Genomic DNA, 21,263 nt, shown 5'->3' on the forward strand with positions numbered 1-21,263 from the left:
TACCCACTCTAGAGCAGATACAACATCAATATCAGCAAAAGAAAGAAACCATCCGTGCTCGAAATAGCTATTTTTTCCAATGGCAGAAAAAAAAATAATATGGCTTAACTCTCTGGGACTACGACACCTTTGTTTTTAGTAGATTCAAGGCCGGAATTAGTCCCAGGCTCTTTCTTTTGAAGCGCTACCAATTAAAATCTTAACCTTTTAGGCTTATTAAAGGGATTAGTCGGCAGCTTCAATTTTCTATTCAAAAGAAGTATCATGGAAATGAGTAGCAGATGGGTTGCCCCCAAAGGCAGAATGCATATTGAACTGGCCTGCCAACACGTTAAACTTTCTAAAATCTTGCTATACCAAAATTCAAACAAGCTCATTCATCCTGATGCTTCTATGCAGGAAACCGGCTGTATATCGCCTACAAACTTTGCCGAGGGAGAACCTCCGTGGGCATTAATGGCACGTACAAACAGTTTACCCCCTTATACACCAGCCGGCTTTTTCAGTTTCGAATGCAAGCGACAGGTCAATTTTGCCTATGTAACTTTGGCCGGCTTTGTGCCTCCTCGAAAGTTCCTGATAAAATCGCCTGTATATTCTGCTTTTAGCCTATAGGGAGAGCCGTATTGCTGCGCTTTGATATCTTGAAACATCATTAATGTCAAACGCCGCAACAGTAAATATTTTTACATGAAGATTGAATGAAGGGGGAGAATGGGTCAATAATATAAGAATGTGCCTGTTTGCAGCAGGCACATTCCATTTTGGACATATTAACGGAATCGCTCAAACTCTGCATCTTCTGCCACTTCATCCATATAGAGATTCAGGCCATTTGCTTTGGCTACGCTGCTTTTTATTTTTCTTGCATGTACAGGGGCAGTATTCTTCGCGGGAGCAATTCTGCTGGATAAAGTCCTGCTGATGTTACCTAATTTAAAGAAAGAAATGGTTTCCTCTAAAAGTGTGGCTTGTGAGGCGAGTTCTTCGGAGCTGGCAGCCATTTCTTCGGCTGTGGCAGCATTGTTCTGTATAATTTTATTGAGTTCCTGAACAGCGCTGTTCACCTGCTCGGCTCCAGAGTTCTGCTCAAGGCTCGATGCGCTGATTTCCTGAACCAGCCTTGATGTTGTCTGAATGTCAGGCACAATTTTTTCCAGTATTTTACCGGATTTCTCTGAAATGGATACACTGGATTTAGAAAGTACATCAATTTCATTTGCGGCCTGCTGGCTTCTTTCGGCCAGTTTACGTACCTCAGATGCTACTACGGCAAAGCCTTTGCCATGCTCACCTGCTCTTGCAGCTTCTACCGCGGCATTAAGCGCAAGCAGGTTGGTTTGCCTTGCAATTTCTCCTATAATGGAAATTTTATTCGCAATTTCCTTCATGGAGGTTACTGTTACATTAACTACATTGCTGCCTTCCCGAATGTCTTCTGCCGCTTTCAGGGAAATTCTTTCGGTTTGCTGTGCATTATCAGAGCTTTGCTGAATGTTCGCCGCCATTTGCTCCATTGAAGCCGATACTTCTTCTGCCGATGAGGCTTGCTCCGAGGCTCCTTCCGACAACTGTTGTGAGGAAGCATTCATTTGCTGGCTGGCGGAAGTAATGCTTGCCGATGCCATGCTGATTTGCATTAGCGTTTGGTGGAGTTTGTCTACCATTCTTTGCAGGTGCGTAAGCATTTCACCCACTTCGTCGTTATTGATTTTGTCAACTTTTAGCGTTAGATCTCCCTCGGCTACAGCTTTGATGGCATTGTTGGCTTTTTTCAGGGATTGCGAAATGGAGTACACAATCCAGATAGCTACCACAAGACCAATAATAAATCCCAGCGAAGCGCCAATCAATGAGGTATAAATGGAGCTGCTCGCCGTTTCTTCTGCAGCCTTGGCGCGTACATTCATCAGATCTTTTTCAACTTTTACAATTTCATCCAGTTTTGCCCTGAGCTCATCCATGGTTTTTTTTCCGGTTTTCCGGTTCACCAGGGCCATCATTTCTTCATGGGTGCCGGTATTGCTGTTAATTTTCTCCCGTGCTGCAATTTCAACATCACCGGTTTTTTGATGCCACTGCGCCTCAAGTTCTTCAACCTCTTCAAACCTGACAACCTGTTCGGGGTTGTCGCCCACCAGTGTTTTTACCTCCTGCATAACTTTCTTGAACTGCCTTTTGCCCTTTGCATAAGGTTCAAGGTACTCTTCCTCTCCAGTTAAAAGAAATCCACGCTGGCCGGTTTCCATATCGATCAGGAGCTTTCCCAGATGGTTAGATTTTTCTATCACTTCGTGGGTGTGGTCTACCCATTTTGAGGTTTCGATAAGAGTACTGATACTTCGATAAGAAACAGCTGCCAGTGCAATTATAATTATGAGCACAAGCCCATTGCCGAGGAATAGTTTAGTACGTATTTTCATTGCTTTATATAAGTTAGAGTAATCTTCCTGATCCGTTAAATTTCTGTTCTTTCTTCGTGGGTATCCTGCAAAATGATCAGCTCTTCAGAGGAGAAAACCTTGTTCATGTCGATGAGCATAATGAATTGCTCATGTAGCTTGTACATGCCGGTGATGAACTCAGATTTGTATCTATTGCCAAGGCCGGGGGGATCCAGGATGTGAGAAGCTTCGATCTCAAATACCTCCTGTACCTAATCTACCAGGGCTCCCACATTAATTTGTTCGTTCTCAATATCCAGGCTTAAAACCATGATGCAGGTATTTACCGTTGTGTTACCCAAACCAAGCCCAAATCTGATGCGGGTATCAACAACCGATAAAACTTCTCCCCTCAGGTTGATTACACCTTTCATGTAGGGGGGTGAATGCGGAACCCTGGTAATCTTGTCCAGCTCCAGTATTTCCTTTACTTTCGCCACTCTTATAGCAAAAAGCTCTTCTCCCAGCGTAAAAGACAAATAGGAATCTCTGCTTACCGCCTCTTTCTCCATATTATTCGTTTTATATAGTTGCTACATTTTCAATTATATTTATCATTTTGTTGGTGCCGATAGCCAGCGCAACGGTGCCATCGTCCAATATGCTAGCCCCCGACAACAGATCCTGGTTTTTGTAGAAATTCCCGAGCGCTTTCAGAACTGCCTGGTGCTCGCCCACGATAGAATTGACTATAAATGTTCACTTTCAACGGTATATCCATTTTTCTACTACTTCATAAACTGACTGACCAATTCAATATTGCCTGTTAGGAAAAGGGGTAAGCTATTGATAAAGGCATCTTGCTCAGCTATCACCTTATTGAGTATGCTGATTGGCGTGAGGGAGGTATCCACCTGGTAGGCTTCCATGTCTTTTATCAGGCCAGTCAACTTGCTAACGGTTTGAATACAATTTGAAGAATTGCTGATTATTTCTGCTAAAGCTTTGAGGTTTTGAATCAGGCTGCCAAGCAGGCCAAAGACAGCTGTTATGATGGCAATGCATTCTTCCCATATATACTTTAACTGAGCAAGGTGCAGCAGAGTAGCATGTTTTACCAGGATTTAGTTATTTTCCCATTCAAGCTGAGGTATAGATTTACACTGGGGTATATGAACCAGTTCCAAAGCTTGATTTTTTGCTTCTAAGATATGTTTGAGTTTCTGGGTGAGGATATCTTTATACTGAAGCTGTATACCAATACTCGAAAGTTGTTTATTGCAATTGTTGATATATTATTTTCATGGTTGCTTTCAGTATCTATGTTTAGACTTTTTGTGATAGATGTCAATTCAACGAACAATTTTTCCAATGCAGAAAAATATTGCATGATTGATGTTTCAACAATTGCAATATTGGTATTGTGTAAATGTATTGGGATTATTGAAATGTTCAGATTCTTTCCATCAATCACTGTGTGTAAATTAATTACCAGCATGTAAATAATGATACAGCAATGTTAGTCATAAGATCAGAGTGGCTACATTGATATTTTGTACAAAAATTGCCTGAGACTTATTTTCTGGCTTCTTATTGTTTATCTTAAAAATCAGATATAGAGATTCTTGTGAAAATTTGGTGAAACATAAAACATGAATCGTAAATAACAATTTACAATTTAGCTTTAAACAGATTTATATTTTCACTTTTCAAATGATGGTAAAAAAATAGATAATTTGATGCATAAATATATGGTCATAAGTATAATTCATAATTTAACAAATATCCTGCTTAACAAATTATATGTATATGTAATGTAGCTTTAGATATATCTTATATAATGAAAATTTTAGGGTATAAGGCTGCCCTTTATAATGGACCCCGAAAACAGGACAGCGATTTAAGTGTAAAAACTATTAAATTGTTATCCTATGCAAAAGAGAAGATCATTTTCGGCTGAGTTCAAAGCCAAGGTTGCCATTGAGGCGCTAAAAGAGCAGCAGACCCTTCAAGAGCTGGCTCAGAAGTTTGAGTTGCATCCAAATCAGATATCAGCCTGGAAGCAGGAGTTTCTGCAAAATTCTGCCAGTGTTTTCATCCCAGCGGGGAACCGCCAAGGGAAAAAGAAAGAACAGGAGTCTGTGGATACAGGTAAGCTCTACGAAGAGATTGGCAGACTGAAAGTAGAGGTAGATTTTCTAAAAAAAAGAGTCTAGCAAAGCCTGTGGAGGAGAAAAGAACCATGATTGAAGTAGATCATCCAGTTCTGAGTATTAGCAGGCAATGTGAGCTTGTGGGCCTGTCCAGGTCGGTGTTCTATTACCAGCCAGTCAAAGCTGATGAAGAAAATCTCAGGCTCATGGAGGAAATTGATAGGCTCTATCTGAAGTGGCCATTCTATGGTAGTCGTAAAATGACACATGAACTCAAGTTGCGGGGCTATGCAGTAAACCGTAAGCGCATCCAAAGGCTCTACCAGCTCATGGGGATACAGGCTATAGGCCCAAAGCCAAACACCAGTAAACCAATGCAGGGCCACAAGATTTACCCTTATCTACTCAGAAACTTGAAGATCGGTCATGTGAGCCAGGTGTGGGCAACGGACCTGACTTATATTCCGATGCCTACTGGATTCATGTACCTGATGGCTGTGGTGGACTTGTATAGCCGAAAAGTCATCAGCTGGGGCCTGTCTAACAGTATGGATACAGATTTCTGCTGCAGAGTACTGCAGGAAGCTCTTCGAACAGGAACTCCACAGATATTCAATACTGATCAGGGCAGCCAGTTTACCAGCGATGCCTTTACAGGTATCCTCAAACAACACAATATTCTCATCAGTATGGATGGTAAAGGCAGGGCTATTGATAACATCTTCGTGGAAAGGCTCTTCGTGGAAAGGCTATGGAGAAGCGTAAAATACGAATGTCTTTACCTGCAGAGACCAGAATCCTGTCAGGATCTATACCAGGGGCTGAAGCAGTATTTTCAGTTCTACAACCAGGAGAGGCTGCATCAGTCTCTGGACTATAAGACCCCTGAGAGCATCTATAATATGGCTGCTTAATTCAATTTAAAACTAACCCAATGCTGTCATATGCGAAGGGTCCACTTTAAACTGGTGTAACAACGCACACATCAAGCATCTAACACCATCTAAATAATTAAGTCAAATGGGCATCCCTTGCTGCAGGTGGATCCAAACATTTATCTATCATAGCTGCAAGTTAGGTGGAGGGAGCGACACAGGCGCCCCAAAATCCTCCCGCAGGGCCCCAAGCTAGACGTCAAAAAAGTAAGGTCTCCCAAGGGGAACCCTCCTGACTTTTTTGCCGCTCCAGCTTGCCTTTAGTCACTCCCTCCACCCAGGCATGGCAGCATGAAAATAAATGTTTCACCAAAATTTCATTGCCATGCGTAAAATCAGTGCAATAGTCTCCAGCCAGTTGAACCTCGACTTTTCTACGGTATCTGAAATTCAGCTTTACTACCGGCCAAAGATCAAGCCCAGTCAGCGACCCAAGATTGATTCCTCCCAAAGCTGCTATGAACTGCTGCTTAAGATCTGGGACAGTGGAAACCTGGAGTTTGTCGAAGAGTTCAAAACATTGCTCCTGAACAGGGCAAACAAAGTGATTGGAGTAGCCCCAGTATCCAAAGGTGGCTTTTCGGGAACGGTGGCTGATCCAAAAGTGATCTTTGGGTATGCTTTGAAAGCAGCAGCTTCTTCCCTGATCCTGGTGCATAATCACCCCTCTGGTAATCTTAAACCTAGTGAGGCCGATATCAGGCTCACCCGAAAAATAAAAGAGGCCGGAAAGCTGCTTGACCTGCCGGTACTCGATCACCTGATCATCACCGCAGAAGGATACTATTCCTTTGCAGACGAAGGGCTCCTGTAGCCCTTTTTTTATAGATGCTTCCTATAGACACTCCGTCATCACTTTATCTCCCGATAGGTTGTGAGTATTCTTTTACTGGAGCATCAGGCAGGTATGTCTCCACCTCACCATGCTTTAAACAAATGTTTCTTTGGGTTAAGGTATGCCCACACCCGCACAGGTTTAACATTGATCTATCGTAACAGCAAGGTATGGGGGTGGCCGGACACAGGCGCCCCAAATTCCACCCGCAGGGCAGCAAGGTAGTATCAAAAAAATTAGGGTCTCCCAGGGGGAACCCTCCCGAATTTTTTTGATCTCCACCTTGCCTTTAGTCCGGCCACCCCCATGGAAACGCTGCCACAATAAATCAATGTTTCACATAATGATTCAACTGATGGCACTTTTAACAAAAGAAATCGAAGAAAAGCTACAGGAACAATCCTATCTGGGAAGCGAGATCGACCAACAGGACGTCATCTGCAAAGTCTACAATGCCTTTGGCCCCGGTTGCTGGTACCTTATCAACCAGGATCCGGAAGAGGGAGATTACCTCTGGTGCATTGCCAGCTTTGATGGCAAGCTATGGGAACTGGGCTGTGTGCTCAAATCAGAGCTGGAAAGTGTAAAGGTGGGTGATCAACCGCTGATACAGCTTGATCTAAACTTTCAGCAGATGAACGCTGCAGAAGCATTCAACAGGCTTTATAACGGAGAGCAGCTTTAAGGTGCTCTTCTTTTTTTTACCTAATACTAGTACACATGAGAACAGTAGAAAATTATCCGATTCTGGGAAGTTACTGCTTTAGGTTGTGGTTGTGGTCGTGGCCGGTCAGAGTTAGTTATTCCTGCTGTCCACAGGAGAAGACAGGGGGTCGTGCAAATACCCTGGCACAATTTGAATTCATGGGTGTAGCTGTAAGTGTTGCAGGCCCTAGACAGTACAGTTGTGCAGTAGAGGAACTAAAAGCTGACCCTTATCATACAGCCCTGAAACAAGCATGGCAGTACCATCTGGAGATGAGGGAACAATTCCCTTACCTGTTTCAGCCTTGTGTAGAACTGGCCCCATATTGGAAAGAGGGAGCTTAACGGCTCCCTTTTTTTATAGATGCGCAGTGAGCCAGACCAACAATTTCACCCAAGTTGTTCCAACAGAAGGCGTCTATGTACTGCAAAAAGTAAAAGTTCTCATTCCGTTTTTCCAGGTGTAAGGCCAGGTAATTTCATGGGTTCAGTATTTCAACAGCAAAAGCCCTTAGTCTGGCTGCAAGTTCTCCGGCTCTTTTATTACTGTATTATGGCGTGAGTAAAAGAAGCATGATAGTCGCTGTTAGTGCTTTTGATCCCCGCTAGACTCTATTAATGTGCAGCTTTATATGAGGCATGATCTATCAGATTGATATACAGATATTTTTTGAGCCCCCGGTATGCTATCTATTTCTTATTCTGATTTTTGTCTCTTTCTGGTAAGAGCATTTCCTTTCATAATCCTGAAATACTTTTGAATGCCATCCATGAGCTGCTTTTCTACAAGGAATGAGTACTGGTCCCCGCTTTGTGGGTGCTGCTTTGCATAAAGATCATCGTTTACCAGGAGCTGCTTTGTTATACCACTAGGGCATTTATCTTTACTGTTTTGGAAGAGCTCAAAACTTCTTTCTGGTGTAAGACTGGAGAGGATAGCTTCTACTTTTTGCATCTCCTGTAAATCTTCCTTTGTTGGTAATCTCTTCATAGATCAATTTTATGTGTACGGCAAGTTACATAAGAATAGAATTTATGTTATTGGTATAGTTACTTTTTAAGCAAATTTTTATTGGTTTTGAAACCTTCCCCCTTCCATGCCTTTTTATTGCTCTTCACACTGGAATGAAATCGCAATGAAAGACAGAAGGAAATGCATGCAATACTTTCTATTTTCTACAGCTTTGGTGGGCTGTCAAGTCTTAAGCAAAATCACTTTAAGTAGCTCATCATTTATGTAATACAGGTTTAAAATTTTGCAACATTAACTGTGAGTGGCTTCCATGCTGGACATACTGAAACAGAAATTTAGAAAAACCCCTGTTTGTTGAAAATGATGTTATATAAAAAGAGATGCAAGTGAAGCCAGGAAAGCTCACCAAGATGCTTATAGTACCTGGATGTCCAATACTGTTTTACAACTGTTAACAAAGTCTCTTCCCGTAATGCATGAGAAATGCGTGCTGAATGCTTGGAACTTAAAGAATAGAATTTCAATAAAATATCAAATGGTATTCCCCTGCCCTACCTGCTGAATCAGTTAGATGTTTCGCTTTACACCATTTTTATGATAATGCTTGAGATCCTGTCTTTTGTGAGAAGTACTTTCACTAAAGCACTTGTGCTGGCGTAACAGTTATGTTGCTTTTCAATGAATAGCTCTTAAACCAAAAAGCAGCAACACCTCTCGGTATCACTGCTTTTGTCTTTCCTGAAGATACAGATACTGTACTGATGAACTATCTAGCCAGCCGGCTTAGGCGTTCTTCCAGATAGTTAATTCTGTTGGTAAGAAAATCAATCTTCATGCGCAGCTCCTGCACCCCTTCATGATCCACTGCAGCTGCATAAGGTTGCTGCACCGGGTAAGTCTGTGGCTGTTGCACCGGCACGGGGGCTGTTGCCTGCTGCGGCTGTTGGGGCTCTATCTGTGCTGTGGCTGCCTGTTGCTGCTCCGGCTGTGCATCCTCCAGCGACTGCTCTTCGGCTGTCACCTGCTCTTCGTCTGCCTTTGTTACAGCTTTCTCCGGCTTCTCTTTTTCTTTTTGTTGCTGCGGCACTGCCACACCTGCTTTTTGTGCCAGCTGATCTACCGTTACACCAAGTTCTGATAGTAGCACACTCATAAACTGTGGGGTAGGCGACTGCTTGCCACTTAGGGTTTTATTCATTGCATACATCGATAAGCCAGTAGCCTGCGCTATTTCTTCAGGTGACTTTTCAGACTTACGTATCAGCTTACGCACCTGGCGACCCACTTTTGGCCAGTGCTCATCACTGGTCATCAGCTGAAAGGCAGGATGTTCCTGGGTAGCCGACAAGGTAGGGCGGCCCTTGCCGCTTTGCAGCCAGGCTGGATTGATGAAACCATCATAAGCCTCTAATATTTTTTGAATGGTGCCTTTACGAGGAGCTTTATCTTCAGCGTATAAATTACGTAAAGTACCGTATGCAATTCCAACTTCTTTTGCAAAACGGTTTGCACTCACTTTCAGGATCTCATCCTGGAAATACTTAATACGATCATTAACCTTAGATAGATCGCTCGAATTTTTCTTCATTCTTGTGGGTATTTATAACAAAGGGTGATGCTTAGACAAAGGATTGTTGCTGTTGAAATATACAAGCAGAAGAACATTTCATAATATTAGCATAAAATGTTTTACTATTTAACGCTTCAATCCGGGAAGTTGATGATTTTTGATAAGTTGAATTTCAGGTCATATCAAAATTAACGCTGTTGTTTAGCTTCAGGGAAAGATTGTAGTAATGCCATGCCGACCGGAGATATGCACTGTGCTGCAAATTGTACCTACAAAGAATAGCGTGGCTGAACCTTCCCTAAACATCCGCATAAAGAGATAGCGTTTAATAAACTTGATGCCTGACTGGTGCTAATCTAGCATGATAGTACCTTTTAAGTACGTCTTAGCCGTTCCGCTGATCAGTACCCTCCTACCCTTGTCAGCACAAAAGAGTTTTCCCTGTCGTTCTGAAAGCTGCAGCGCTACCATTTCCTTTTTATGTAGTTGTTCACTCCAATAGGGGATTAAGGAGCAATGAGCAGAGCCTGTGACTGGATCCTCAAGTATGGAAGCCTGGGGTGTAAAAAACCTGGACACAAAATCATATTGTTCTCCTCTAGCGGTGATGATAACACCTCCCGGGTCTAGATTAATTTGATCGAATAAATGCTTATCTATTTCAATATTTCTGATGTCCTGTTCTTGCTGGTAAACCAGTACATAATCCCTGGACTTCAAGACATCGCTAGGCTGTATGCTTAATGCTTCCCTGATGAGTTTTGGTAATTCCGCCGGAACTGGTTTCCTGGAAGGAAAATCCATGGTAATAAGATCCTTATCTACTGTTACTATCAATTCACCACTCTGGGTTTCAAAAATCATCTTATCACTTGGATAATCAAGAATTGTTTTCAGCACATGTGCCGTTGCCAGGGTAGCATGTCCGCACAAATCCATCTCAATTTCAGGGGTAAACCATCTTAATCCTAGGGTATTCTTGTTTTCTACAAAAAAAGCTGTTTCCGATACAGCATTTTCCCTTGCAATTTTAAGCAATAAGTCATCAGGTAACCACTCTTTCAGCGGAACCACACAGGCGGGATTTCCGCCAAAGACTTTGTCTGTGAATGCATCTATCTGGTACAATTCTAACGCTACGCTCATATCTGTCTACAACTGCAGCTATTGAGGGATGTTTTTAAAGCAATGCTTGCCTTTCTTGAAGCATTCCCCATTTGAAAGAAGATGGATGTATACATCTACAAACGATATTGGGACAACCTGCTCTTTTGTACTAATATACTGCTGTTGCAGTATTGTGGAATAGCATATGGAACAGCGGGCGTAAATTTCAGCTAATCAGGTCTGGTTTACAGGTATTATACTGTCCTTGAGTTGAAGCACATCTATGGTTGTACCCTCCTCTTCATTCGCTTTAGATGTTATCCATACCAGGTTTTATATTGGCATTTGCCACTGCTGTGTCCGAATTTAGTAAGGATGTCTGCAGTTAGCAACACTTACGCTATGAAGATGAATGTAGGCCACCTTTAGCATACATCATTGTGATGTCAGTATTGATGATAACTGTGGTGCGGGGAGAGAGTGTTCCGGAAACATTAATCTTTGTAAAGCTATATCAACTAAAGACAGCTTGTCCAGGTGAATTTCTGCCGGAGGCTTACCTCATCAACAGAACCCGAAATCCCTCCTTCTGTTCCACTACCACTGTATTCTTTCCTTCCGTATGCTCTAGCCGATCATGATCTACATTAGTACAGTTTTCTGTGTGGAAAGTAATTCACCTTTGATCATCATGCTGATTAACCTCCACTTCAATCTACTGCTGGTGCCAGGTATCGCTCAAAATGGCCTGGATTCTATGCTTTCCTGGAGAATATTAGGTAAATTTTGGGCAAAGAGTATTCCTGATTTATCCATGTCAGTCAACACACCTCCAACTTTAGCCAGCCTGCTGGATGCCTTCAAACAGTCCCTCAATAAGGAAAATAATTATGTTCGGGTGGCCCGGCAGTATTGCTTTTATCTTCTGGATCACCAGCCTGATCGCCCCCAGAATAAGGCACGTTTAATTTCCCGTCACACAGCAGAACAGTACCTCCTGGATAAAAAGCAACCTCTAATTACCATAGTCAATAGGTTTGTACGCTTCTGTGAGGAGGCGGGGATATCCTATTTTTATGCTGACCGGGAAGCTACTCCCCTCCCCCATTCACTACTGAAGCTTATCCATCAGTTTGTCCATCACAACGAACGCCTTGCTCCCTACGGCTTTTCCAGGCTAACCTATTATAATGGTCTTAAGATGTATTTTCAATGGGCCTACCGCACTTATACTCCTCAAAATCCAGGAGACTTATTTCCTATAAGTATGGAAGCAATGGATGCTTTCCGGGAACACCTGCTGTTCGCGCATCCAGCAGGCAAGCAAAAGCGCTACAGCACCGATACAGTAAAGAACTATGTTACTGTTTTACGCAGTTTTGTACACTGGCAGGTGGAGCACTGGTCCGATCTAAGTGAATTACTACAACCTGCTCTTGCCTCGCCAGGTGAAGCAGTCCCTAGTGTTTCGAATCCCCCGCGGCCAAAGGAACTGATGACGGCAACTTTTACGGCTGCCGAAAGAGATTATTTTCTTTCTTTCACCAATCCGGGTAAAGACCGGCTCATTGCTGCCCTGATGGCCTATTGCGGACTTTCTCTTAATGATGTGCTTGGGCTTGTCTGGGCGAATGTACTCATGGAAGAGGACGTTCTCATGCTGCCTCAGCGTGTCAGGGGTAAGACCCTGGTAAAGGTTAAACTATTAGGCCCCACAAAACAATTGCTGGCGTCATATTATTCCTCACTTCCCTCCACCCGCCCCTCTCAGCGGCTTTTTGAGTCTTATAATCGCTTCAGGTTACAACAAAAGTTCACCGACTATTTAAACAGAGCAGGTTTGAAGCAACCCGACACAAACCTGCAGAGCCTGCGTTTAACTGCCGGTCGCTTACTTCTCAAAGCTGGTGTCCCCGAAGAAGAGGTAATGGCCCAAATGCGCTACCAGCGGAAGGAGAGCATCCGGTCCCTGATGTGATCCTCCATTAAACTTAGAGTTTTATAGTGTTTAATCTTGTATAAAGGATACAACTATAGGTCACGGAAGCTGGGTTCTTCAGCTACATGCTCTTTGGGGGTATTGTATACTGTGAATTAAACACTATAAAACTCTATTCAACCAAGTAGACAAATTGTCCACTTGATCAGCATGATCTATCCTTGTTGATTTAATCTTCGTATTAAGCGCCTTGCTGTAGCTTACGCAGCATACTCCTGGATCATACTGCTTTTTGTGAAAGAATAAGATCCCTCTTGTCAACCGGTCTGGACGCGGTACAATAATGCCCTAATCCTTGAGTATAACTACTTTACTAGAAGCAGTGCTGCTGCTCAGCAGTCTATCAAAGTCGATTATGCAAGGCCGGGGTTCTTCATTTGGAACCACACTTATGCAATCTCCTCCCCTATCGTCTCCCTTGACCACACATTTATTTCAAGTGGACAAATTGTCTACTTGAATCTATCTAACCCCTCCAGCCTATGCCGAAACTGCTATCGTATTGGTTTGCCCTAGTACTATCGATGTCCCCTCCAGCTGGTTTCCATTTTTATTGAGGAGTAGCTCTTACAGCTTAGGCTTAAATATCAGAAGTGGGCCAAACAATGAGTTAAGAGTGCCTTAAATACCTTATGATTAATGAGACCCTCAAATGTCCTGGCGTTAAGTCTTTCTCTTAAGGTTATAAAAAGCTTATTATGCAGAACCATAATGTAACAGCTGAAGATTGCCGGAGTTGGTGTACAATTGTCATCGTCTGTATTCGTCGCTTTCCATGTAACAGATTTAGTCAGTCCGGACAGGATGTCTAGGCAACTGAATGATGAGACAGCGCTCCTGGGAGTTACCTGCGGCTGCGTAAGGTAAGTCCACTGTGTAATAGGCTGGATACAATAGCCAAACCTCTACCCGATATACCCCCGCATCCATATAATCAGCAGGGACTATATGATTTTATAAGTCCTTGCATTGAGCATTTCTAATGAAGCCCTACAAAAGCAGGAGAACAGACAACAGAGAATCTTAACAAGCTTACTCACGATGAACCTGCACTACACGCACAACACAGGTCAAGATAGCTTAATTAATAAGTATTGCCTGGAGAAGCATTCTCTTAACCCAGTCGACAGGATGTTTAAATGCTGATACAACATATTCCTCTAATTTAGTTTTCGGGTGAAGGCTCATGATTAAACTGCCTACTATTCAGGGAACGCCTGTCCTCCTCCCCTGCATTATACATGCTCACATCCTGTGCTATGTTGTGAAGCAAAGCTGGCATCTCCTCTACTCCCACCATATGTTGGCAAACATATTTTCAGAAGCATTATGGTTTTCATGCTCATAAAGAATCAACAATCAATAGAAACTGATAGCAGGATTCCAGCGGGCATAGTATAAGGCAAGCTTTTTTACGATGAACAGGCAATACTCACTCCCACCTTCTGACAATTCTCGTCAAAGCCATATGCTATTGGATACAGACTTGCTAAAGCGTATAGTCAAGTAGACAATTTGACTACTTGATCAGGCAAATCATTCAAGTGGACAATTTGTCTAATTGCCCCACTCCTACACTTCATCTTACATCCAGCTCCACTGTGGTTTCATCATACTTCACTCCTCTGACACATTATCACATTAGTAACACTAGTATTATTCGTAAGGCACTATTCAAACTTGTTACTCCACTCCTTTGTAACCAGCTGCGCAAAGGCATAATAGCATCCTGTAGAAAGAATACATCATGCGTAGGCTTATCAGGTAAGTCATTTAGTCAAAAGTGTATTGAATTATAGCTGAAGGTCTTTGATCTATTGATCTTCAGCCAGCCATGGACCTGCTGTAATGTAAGCTCTTTACCAGCCCCCCTAGATGGACCAGCACAAGCCTTACTTTTCCAGCAGTTACAGTTATCATTCCCCCAATTGTAAGTTCCTTACCAGCACGCTTCTGAACAAACCTAAAACAGCCATGCTTTGCAGCCAGGCAGTAAGTAGTTTCAATCCTATTGTAAGGTCTTTCCCAGCTCATTTACAGATGCTACGCCTGCATGAACATTTTCACCTGATGGAGCTCGCCAATGTCTTGTGTATTACCTTGTCTTACTCATTTCCCATTCATGCTTATGCTCCGGATTCTATTGTCAGTAAATCTTCGCATGCCTGTATTTTACTTACAATACAACTGCCTGAATGCTTTCTGAACGTTGCCTTCTTATAAATTCATTCCAGATTCGACACCAATCTTGTCTGCTTCTTTAAATGAATCTGTAACCATCATCACATAAAATGTACCTGCAGTAGCTTATATCAAATAAACTTTGAAACCTGTATTAATTGAGTTGAGAGCGACAGAAACGATCTTTACGATCATTTAAAACCGCGGGGGCATGTCAGGAGATCAGGGCGCAAGGGAGAGACCGATCTGTAGGAACAGTAAAAGAACTTTATGCTTATGTATGTGTGGCTCAACATATACTCCAGCGCATAAATACAATAGTAGACGAGATACCAGGGGTTTGCATTAACAACGGCTATGCGCAGCAATGATCTTAAACCAACTTCTGTATTCATACACTTTGTATTAAACACTATAAAACTCTTGTAGATACTTATGTAGGTATATAAATGCCGCTTGTACTATCGTTTTAATGCTTCACCAGGGGATAAGTAACATGCATGGCTAAAATCAGGGTTATGTTGCTCCAGCCCTTATTTTAATGATTTCGGAATATTTTCAAGAGCCTGCAGAATTAAGCGTATTTGTGTGCAGTGAGATCAACTACATATCCTCAAATAGGGGAACTGGCATATTACACAGGCAGCTGCTTTAAAACGCGAATTGCCAGTTGATCAAAGCCTGTCTGACGGGGCAGTGTTTGCTCGCATTAGTTTGTAATGGCTACGATAGGAGACAGCTGTATTGGAATGTAAATTCGTAACCCTTATATTTTGAAACAATAAAAGAAGCAGCGCCCGGAGGAATGTCAATCCACTTACTACTATAGGATGGATAATGCAGCAACTGTACCTGCTGCCACAATACCTCTGCACTACATAGGGACAACATTTTTTGAATACTGAAACTACTGTTCAAGTGGACAAATTGTCTACTTGAAAATATATTGCTCGACAGCTAAAATTGCAGACATGCTTTAGAGACAAAACATGATTAAGAGTAGTGAATCCTAGTCCTCATAGTTGCCATCAACTGTAAGGAAATTCCCAATACCTTCTTTCATGCATATTAATTTATAATGCTGATAATGTGGCGTTTAAGCAAGTGGACAAATTGTCTACTTGCTGCTAGTGTAGCCAGGGACAGTTGATAGTGAGCAAAAAGCTATCTTTTATCTAACTATGTAGAAGCTTCATTTCCAGCTTATTTCTTTGTAGGAACATCCAGACAGAAATAGGGGCTAAGGTTGGAAAAAGCACGTATTCTGTTCTTGAACCTGCGACTGTAAGCTGATTACCAGCTCTTGCTTAGAATTTCCAGCGCAGCTATTAGGAAGGATTGACCCCTATCAAATGCAAGTAGACAAATTGTCTACTTGCTTCTTTATATTCTAAAGCGTAAAAGTAATCTTTCAAGTGGACAAATTGTCCACTTGCTGCTTGCATTGTCCCCAAATATTAGCGTGATTGCGGAAGGACAATTTGACTACTTGTTTTTATATGGCCGTACATTCAAAAGTTCTTTCTTTCTTTAACCACAAAGGTGGTGTTGGTAAAACTACAACAACTCTTAACCTTGGCAGAGCTCTTTACGAATCAGGAAAGCGGGTGCTCATGATCGACATGGATCCCCAGGCAAACCTAACCCAGTCACTGGGTTTTGAAGAAATGGAGCGTTCTATTCTGCCTTTCCTGGAAACTGATGACGCTAAGGATCTGCCGCTTATCCGGATAGAAGAGGAGGGCTTCCACCTTATTCCCAGCGCCCTTGAGCTGGAAACGGCCGTTTATAGCCTGGTGGGTAAAGCAGATGGTCAGTTTAAAGTGAAAGCAATCGTTGAAAATGTAGATGGCTTTTATGATTATATTCTTGTCGATTGCCCACCGTCTCTAAACATCCTGGCACTGAATGCACTGGTGGCTAGCGATGAAGTGATTATCGTCGTGGATGCAGAGAAATTTTCGCTGAACAACCTGTCCAATGTTATCAAAACAATCGAAGGTGTGCAAAATCGCCTCAACCGTGAACTACAGGGATATCGCCTGCTGATCAACAAAATGGATAACCTGGTCATTAAAAAAGAGATCAACAAAGCCATCCGCGAAAGTTTCGGTACCAAAGTAATGCAGGCAGAGATACATGACAGGGTTGCCGTAGTCGAAGCAACAGGACAAAACCTGGATGTGATCAGCTACAGTGCTGATTCCTCCAGTGCAAAAGAATACTTAATCTTAGCAAAAGAAGTGATCTCATACCATGGCTAAAAAGAACTTCCAAATAGATATTCCAGACAAAGCCAGCAGCAAAACAGATATTCTGACTTCTGTTGGCAATGTTACCCAAGGCAGCACTGAAATTATCATCCTCCCTGAGCTTGAAAGCTTTGTCACACCGCTCTCTAAAGAATCTTTTGATCAGTTAGAAACTAATATCGTGCGGGAAGGTATCCGCGAGCCCCTGATGGTGTGGCCCCGTGAGGGCAAAGACATACTTATCGACGGCCACAACCGCTACCGCATTGCATTGAAGCATGGACTGTCGTTTAAAAGGATCCGCAAAATCTTCGATGACATCGGCCAGGCTAAACAGTGGATGGTGGAAAATCAGCTCGGACGCCGTAACCTCACTGACCTGGAGATGTCTTACTTCCGTGGTCTGCTCTATAACCAGAGTAAGCAGGGGTGGGGAGGGGTACGCTTCCTGGATGAAACCGCAGGTAGAACTGTTGAAAAAATAGCTGACGAATTCAAGGTAAACCAAAAAACGATTCAACGCGATGAATTGCTTTACCAGGGCCTGGAGCGCATCGGCAGGCAGGATCCTTCCCTCAAAAGGCAGATTCTCTCCGGAGATGTAAAGGTACCAAAGGGTAAGCTGCAGCAGATTGCCTCTGCTGCAGATGACAGCACGGTAAAAGCCCTTCTGGAGCTTGAAAAAGCAGTGGACCGCTTGTCAGACCAACCGAAAGATGAACGGGAACAGGCCGTTTCTGAAGTGATCAGAAACGTTAAGCGGGTCCTGAACAGCATTGCGAAAACAGGCGATGTCGGTAAAATAGACAAACTGCAGCTCATGGTAAGTGAGCTGAAAAAACTGCTCCAGCAACAATAATACTGCTTGCCTACAGCAAAAAGAAAGCCTTCTCGTTGGAGAAGGCTTTCTTTTTATCTGCTGGTAATTTGCTTACAATAGATTCCTGCTTATTTAAATCCCCGATAGGGGACCAGGCGGGTGGTATTCAGGTACTCCAGGTAGTAGTTGCTGCGCACCCGTTCAAGGCATTCGTGCACGACTTCCTGGGATTGTACATCCAGATCTCTCTTTCTTGCATCTTCTACCCAAAGCTTTACCGCATCTACAATATAATCGGCCTCTGCCATTTCATTCAGATAGGCCAGTTCCAGGCGATAGGCCACCGCACCGCCGAAGTAAAAGTCTGCCAGTTGTTGTTCCAGTACATTTCTGACACTTAGCCGCTTGATTGTTTCCTGTGTAGGCTGTGGCTCTATAAACTTGCAGTTGATTCTACCTTTCTTGGTGTCGTTGTTGATGATGTCATCCGTAGAAATACCCTTCTTCAGGTATTCTTCAATTTCAAGATCCAGGTTAGATTTCATGGCCATCGTAACAATCAAACCCGCCGGGTTATTGATCCGCTTGAAGTTCGCCGGGTCCTGTAAATCCCGTATCGCCAGTGCTATGCGCATGAGCACCACCCGCCAGGTAACAGGATTTTCCACTACATGCTTATGAATGGCATTGAGCCCCCCATGATTGATAGAGACCTTAATGCGGGTAAGCATGCCCTGCAGCAGGCGAAAGGCTTCTTCTTTGGTTAAATCACCGCTTTTATCGAGGTAAATAAGGTCGTTTTCTCCTTCTTTTCCAGACTCAATGAACAAAGGCGCATGTACATAGTAAAACTTAATGGCCACAACCTTACGTCCCTGCTTGATCAGTTCATAGGTAAAGGCGGCGCGGGTGGGCTGCAGGTCCTGGTCAATAGCTTCCAGCACGTTTACACGAAAGTGAGCAAAGTTTTTCCGGTAGGCTGCTGAGGATTTGAACAAGTCATGTAAATCATCCAGGAGAATGGTTTCTTCACGGATCTTCAGGCGCAGTACCTGGAAAATTGTCCGCCAGTACCATCCAAAACTCTTGGTATGCCGAAAGTTCTTGCATTCCTGATAGTCCCCCTGGATATAGCCAATCTCGGGGTAACTTAGGATTTGTTTAAAGGTTCGCGTGATGACCAGCAGTACGTCGTTGCCATCCGGACTGGTACCGGAACGTTCAAAAATGGCCACGCCACCTGCATAATCGTCACCCAGGTATTGCATGGCCTGTTCATGGTTCAGGTTGACGGAGTTACCTTCATGCTTCACCAGCTGCTGGATAAGGTTGGAGAGTCGCTCGGCTTCCCTTTTCCGATGGGAGGGGGGCAAATCACCACTGGGTGTCAGCTCATGAAGGGGGATGTTGTATTTGTACTGGTCGGGCTGATTGTAATGATCTTTCGTCAGGATAAAAGATAAGGCGCGCCACATACAGATCTCCGGAAGATTAGGCTTATCGACCAAGATGTGCGGGAGCGTCATTTCCCGCTCAATACTGTTCCAGATACTTAACTGTCCCATGCGCTTTGCTGACTCGTTTATCTAAATAACCTTACTTTTGTAAATGTCAAGCATTCCAACTGGTAATTTGCTTACAATAAACTGGTAATTTACTTACAATACGGCCTTTGTACTGGCATATTTAACCGCTGCTTAATCCATGGACTCATGCTGGCTGTTTTACTGGAAAGCTTCTTACAATTGTTTTTAAAGGAAATTTACCTCCCTGCATGCATATTATTTAGTATAGAGCATGCATGCATAGGGAGCCTTGGATTTTACTTACAATAGTGACTTATATTTGCCTTTATTTTTCTATATACTTGAAATACAGCTATTTATGATGTTGCATGAACTTGGAATTTACTTACAATATAGCTGGTATTTTGCTTACTTTTAGCTTGGAATTTGCTTACAGTCGCTGGTATTTTACTGATCTTTGCCATGCTTTTGTGTTTTCTCCCTGGTATTTTGCTTACAATGGGTCTGATAGCGCCTCACCGATGGTATTTTACTTACAATAAGCTCTTTCTTGACACTTTTTCCCCTGTTTTTTCAGCCTTCCCCTTGGAATTTTCTTACAATTCTGGCCTGTTGCCCTGCTTGCCAGCGCTTGATCGAAATTTAAAAACTGCTTCCACGCGTATCTAGCCTTGGTATTCTTCTTACAGTTGCTCCTATCTGCTCCCTTGTATTTTACTTACAATAGGAGTGTAGTTATATAACAACCTCAGCATCAGGTGCTATTCTTATCTTCTTTATGAACTGCCAGTACCTGTGCCTGCATGCCAGGGGCAGAGGGTAAAGAAGGAAGATCAGTTTCCATGCTTCTGGCTGCTTGCAGAAGATTTATTGTAAGATATTTTCCACCCCATTGGCAGCTCCTCTGTGCCAGAAGGGCTGGTATTCTTCTTACAAAAGGAAACCTTAGCCTGGTTATTTGCAGGACAAGCCCGCTGTGTACTGTAAGTAAAATACCAGCCAGTAAGTCTGTAGATTTACCTGGATGCTATTCGTTGGAAGGAGAGCAGTGGATGGGAGGTACCTCTGCGATTATCCCGCTGTTGGTGCCAATGCAGAAAAGGGTCGCCAGAGAGACCAAAATGCCAGCAGAGTTGTTATATTGTGTAATGAAGTGACGCTATGGTAACAGTGATAAAAAAGGGGACACCCAGAGACGAAATAAAAAAGAAGATAAACGAGGCTATTTCTAAGGCTCCAAAATTGGACATCATGAAATATGCTGGTAAACTGCAAACGGATATTGACCCACTGGAATATCAAAAGCAGATGAGGGATGAGTGGGAATAGACTCTTTGTAGATACAAATATCCTGCTCTACTTTCTAAAGGGTGACCAGGAAGTGATTGAGATGCTGACGGATAAAGCGCTGTGATTTCATTCATCACTGAACTAGAGTACTTTCCTTTCCTAGAATAACACCGGACTCTGAAAATCTAATCAAAGGGCTTCTCCAGAACTGCATCATCATTGAAATGAGCCCGGAAATAAAGGAGCTGACCATCGAATTCAGAAGAGAATCAAAGCTGAAGCTCCCAGACTCTATAGTAGCTGCTTCAGCATATTATTCTAAATTACCTCTGTTGACTGCCGATACTGATTTCCGGAAAATAGACGAGCTGGAAATCATAATATATGAAATAGAATAACACTGGCACCAATCGAGTAGACGGCCAGTGAGCTGAAGGCCCACTGGTGCGCCTCTCACACCACTGTACGTACGGGCCTCGTATACAGCGGTTCGTTAAGTTTTGGGGATACACTTTGATAGTAGGACAGTAGAG

At 43.0% G+C, this 21,263-nt stretch carries 13 protein-coding genes; 7 read left to right on the forward strand and 6 right to left on the reverse strand.

All coding sequences use genetic code 11. The annotated features are described in order from the left end of the window. Positions 1-773: 773 nt before the first annotated feature. Both KWJ01_RS03805 and KWJ01_RS03810 read right to left on the reverse strand, forming a co-directional pair. Positions 774-2,423, reverse strand: a complete 1,650-nt coding sequence (locus KWJ01_RS03805) for a CHASE3 domain-containing protein (RefSeq protein WP_224995098.1) — start codon at positions 2,421-2,423, stop codon at positions 774-776. Between the two features lie 233 nt (positions 2,424-2,656). Then, positions 2,657-2,956 carry a chemotaxis protein CheW gene (locus KWJ01_RS03810; RefSeq protein WP_224995099.1) on the reverse strand — a complete coding sequence of 100 codons (300 nt, stop codon included), beginning with the start codon at positions 2,954-2,956 and terminating at the stop codon, positions 2,657-2,659. 1,359 nt (positions 2,957-4,315) lie between these two features. Here KWJ01_RS03810 and KWJ01_RS03815 point away from each other — a divergent pair. The 3 genes from KWJ01_RS03815 to KWJ01_RS03825 all read left to right on the forward strand — a co-directional run bounded on the left by KWJ01_RS03815 (position 4,316) and on the right by KWJ01_RS03825 (position 6,992). Then, positions 4,316-5,451 (forward strand): IS3 family transposase gene (locus KWJ01_RS03815; protein ID WP_224995100.1). Its coding sequence is split into 2 segments (ribosomal slippage): positions 4,316-4,598 and positions 4,598-5,451, totalling 1,137 coding nucleotides; the frame shifts between segments, so codons are not numbered across the junction. Between the two features lie 346 nt (positions 5,452-5,797). Beyond that, on the forward strand, positions 5,798-6,286 hold the full coding sequence (locus KWJ01_RS03820) for a RadC family protein (protein ID WP_224995101.1): 489 nt from the start codon (positions 5,798-5,800) through the stop codon (positions 6,284-6,286). Positions 6,287-6,662: 376 nt separating this feature from the next. Continuing rightward, positions 6,663-6,992 (forward strand): DUF2958 domain-containing protein, encoded by a 330-nt coding sequence (locus KWJ01_RS03825; RefSeq protein ID WP_224995102.1) that lies wholly within the window; start codon positions 6,663-6,665, stop codon positions 6,990-6,992. 717 nt (positions 6,993-7,709) lie between these two features. Here the strand turns inward: KWJ01_RS03825 and KWJ01_RS03830 are convergent. The 3 genes from KWJ01_RS03830 to KWJ01_RS03840 form a co-directional block, all read right to left on the reverse strand. Beyond that, positions 7,710-8,003, reverse strand: coding sequence for a hypothetical protein (locus KWJ01_RS03830; protein ID WP_224995103.1), 294 nt, complete (start codon positions 8,001-8,003; stop codon positions 7,710-7,712). A 748-nt stretch (positions 8,004-8,751) separates the two neighbouring features. After that, the gene (locus KWJ01_RS03835; RefSeq protein WP_224995104.1) at positions 8,752-9,573 is read right to left on the reverse strand and encodes a helix-turn-helix domain-containing protein; all 822 of its coding nucleotides are present in this window, start codon (positions 9,571-9,573) and stop codon (positions 8,752-8,754) included. A 333-nt stretch (positions 9,574-9,906) separates the two neighbouring features. Beyond that, positions 9,907-10,683, reverse strand: coding sequence for a PhzF family phenazine biosynthesis protein (locus KWJ01_RS03840; RefSeq protein WP_255651019.1), 777 nt, complete (start codon positions 10,681-10,683; stop codon positions 9,907-9,909). A gap of 670 nt (positions 10,684-11,353) precedes the next feature. Between KWJ01_RS03840 and KWJ01_RS03845 the strand changes: the two genes are divergently transcribed. The 3 genes from KWJ01_RS03845 (at position 11,354) to KWJ01_RS03855 (ending at position 17,953) form a co-directional block, all read left to right on the forward strand. Next, positions 11,354-12,640 (forward strand): site-specific integrase, encoded by a 1,287-nt coding sequence (locus KWJ01_RS03845; RefSeq protein WP_224995106.1) that lies wholly within the window; start codon positions 11,354-11,356, stop codon positions 12,638-12,640. Between the two features lie 3,701 nt (positions 12,641-16,341). Further along, complete coding sequence (locus tag KWJ01_RS03850) at positions 16,342-17,106, forward strand: ParA family protein (RefSeq protein WP_224995107.1); 765 nt, start codon at positions 16,342-16,344, stop codon at positions 17,104-17,106. Next, complete coding sequence (locus tag KWJ01_RS03855) at positions 17,099-17,953, forward strand: hypothetical protein (protein WP_224995108.1); 855 nt, start codon at positions 17,099-17,101, stop codon at positions 17,951-17,953. Before KWJ01_RS03850 ends, KWJ01_RS03855 begins: the two co-directional genes overlap by 8 nt. 89 nt (positions 17,954-18,042) lie before the next feature. On the opposite strand, the gene KWJ01_RS03860 is transcribed toward KWJ01_RS03855, so the two are convergent. After that, complete coding sequence (locus tag KWJ01_RS03860; protein ID WP_224995109.1) at positions 18,043-19,479, reverse strand: replication initiation protein; 1,437 nt, start codon at positions 19,477-19,479, stop codon at positions 18,043-18,045. 1,475 nt (positions 19,480-20,954) lie between these two features. Here KWJ01_RS03860 and KWJ01_RS03865 point away from each other — a divergent pair. After that, positions 20,955-21,128, forward strand: a complete 174-nt coding sequence (locus tag KWJ01_RS03865) for a PIN domain-containing protein (RefSeq protein ID WP_255651020.1) — start codon at positions 20,955-20,957, stop codon at positions 21,126-21,128. Positions 21,129-21,263: the final 135 nt, after the last annotated feature.

The sequence above is a fragment of the Cesiribacter sp. SM1 genome (assembly GCF_020178975.1).
In the GTDB taxonomy this organism is placed as follows: Bacteria; Bacteroidota; Bacteroidia; order Cytophagales; family Cyclobacteriaceae; genus Cesiribacter.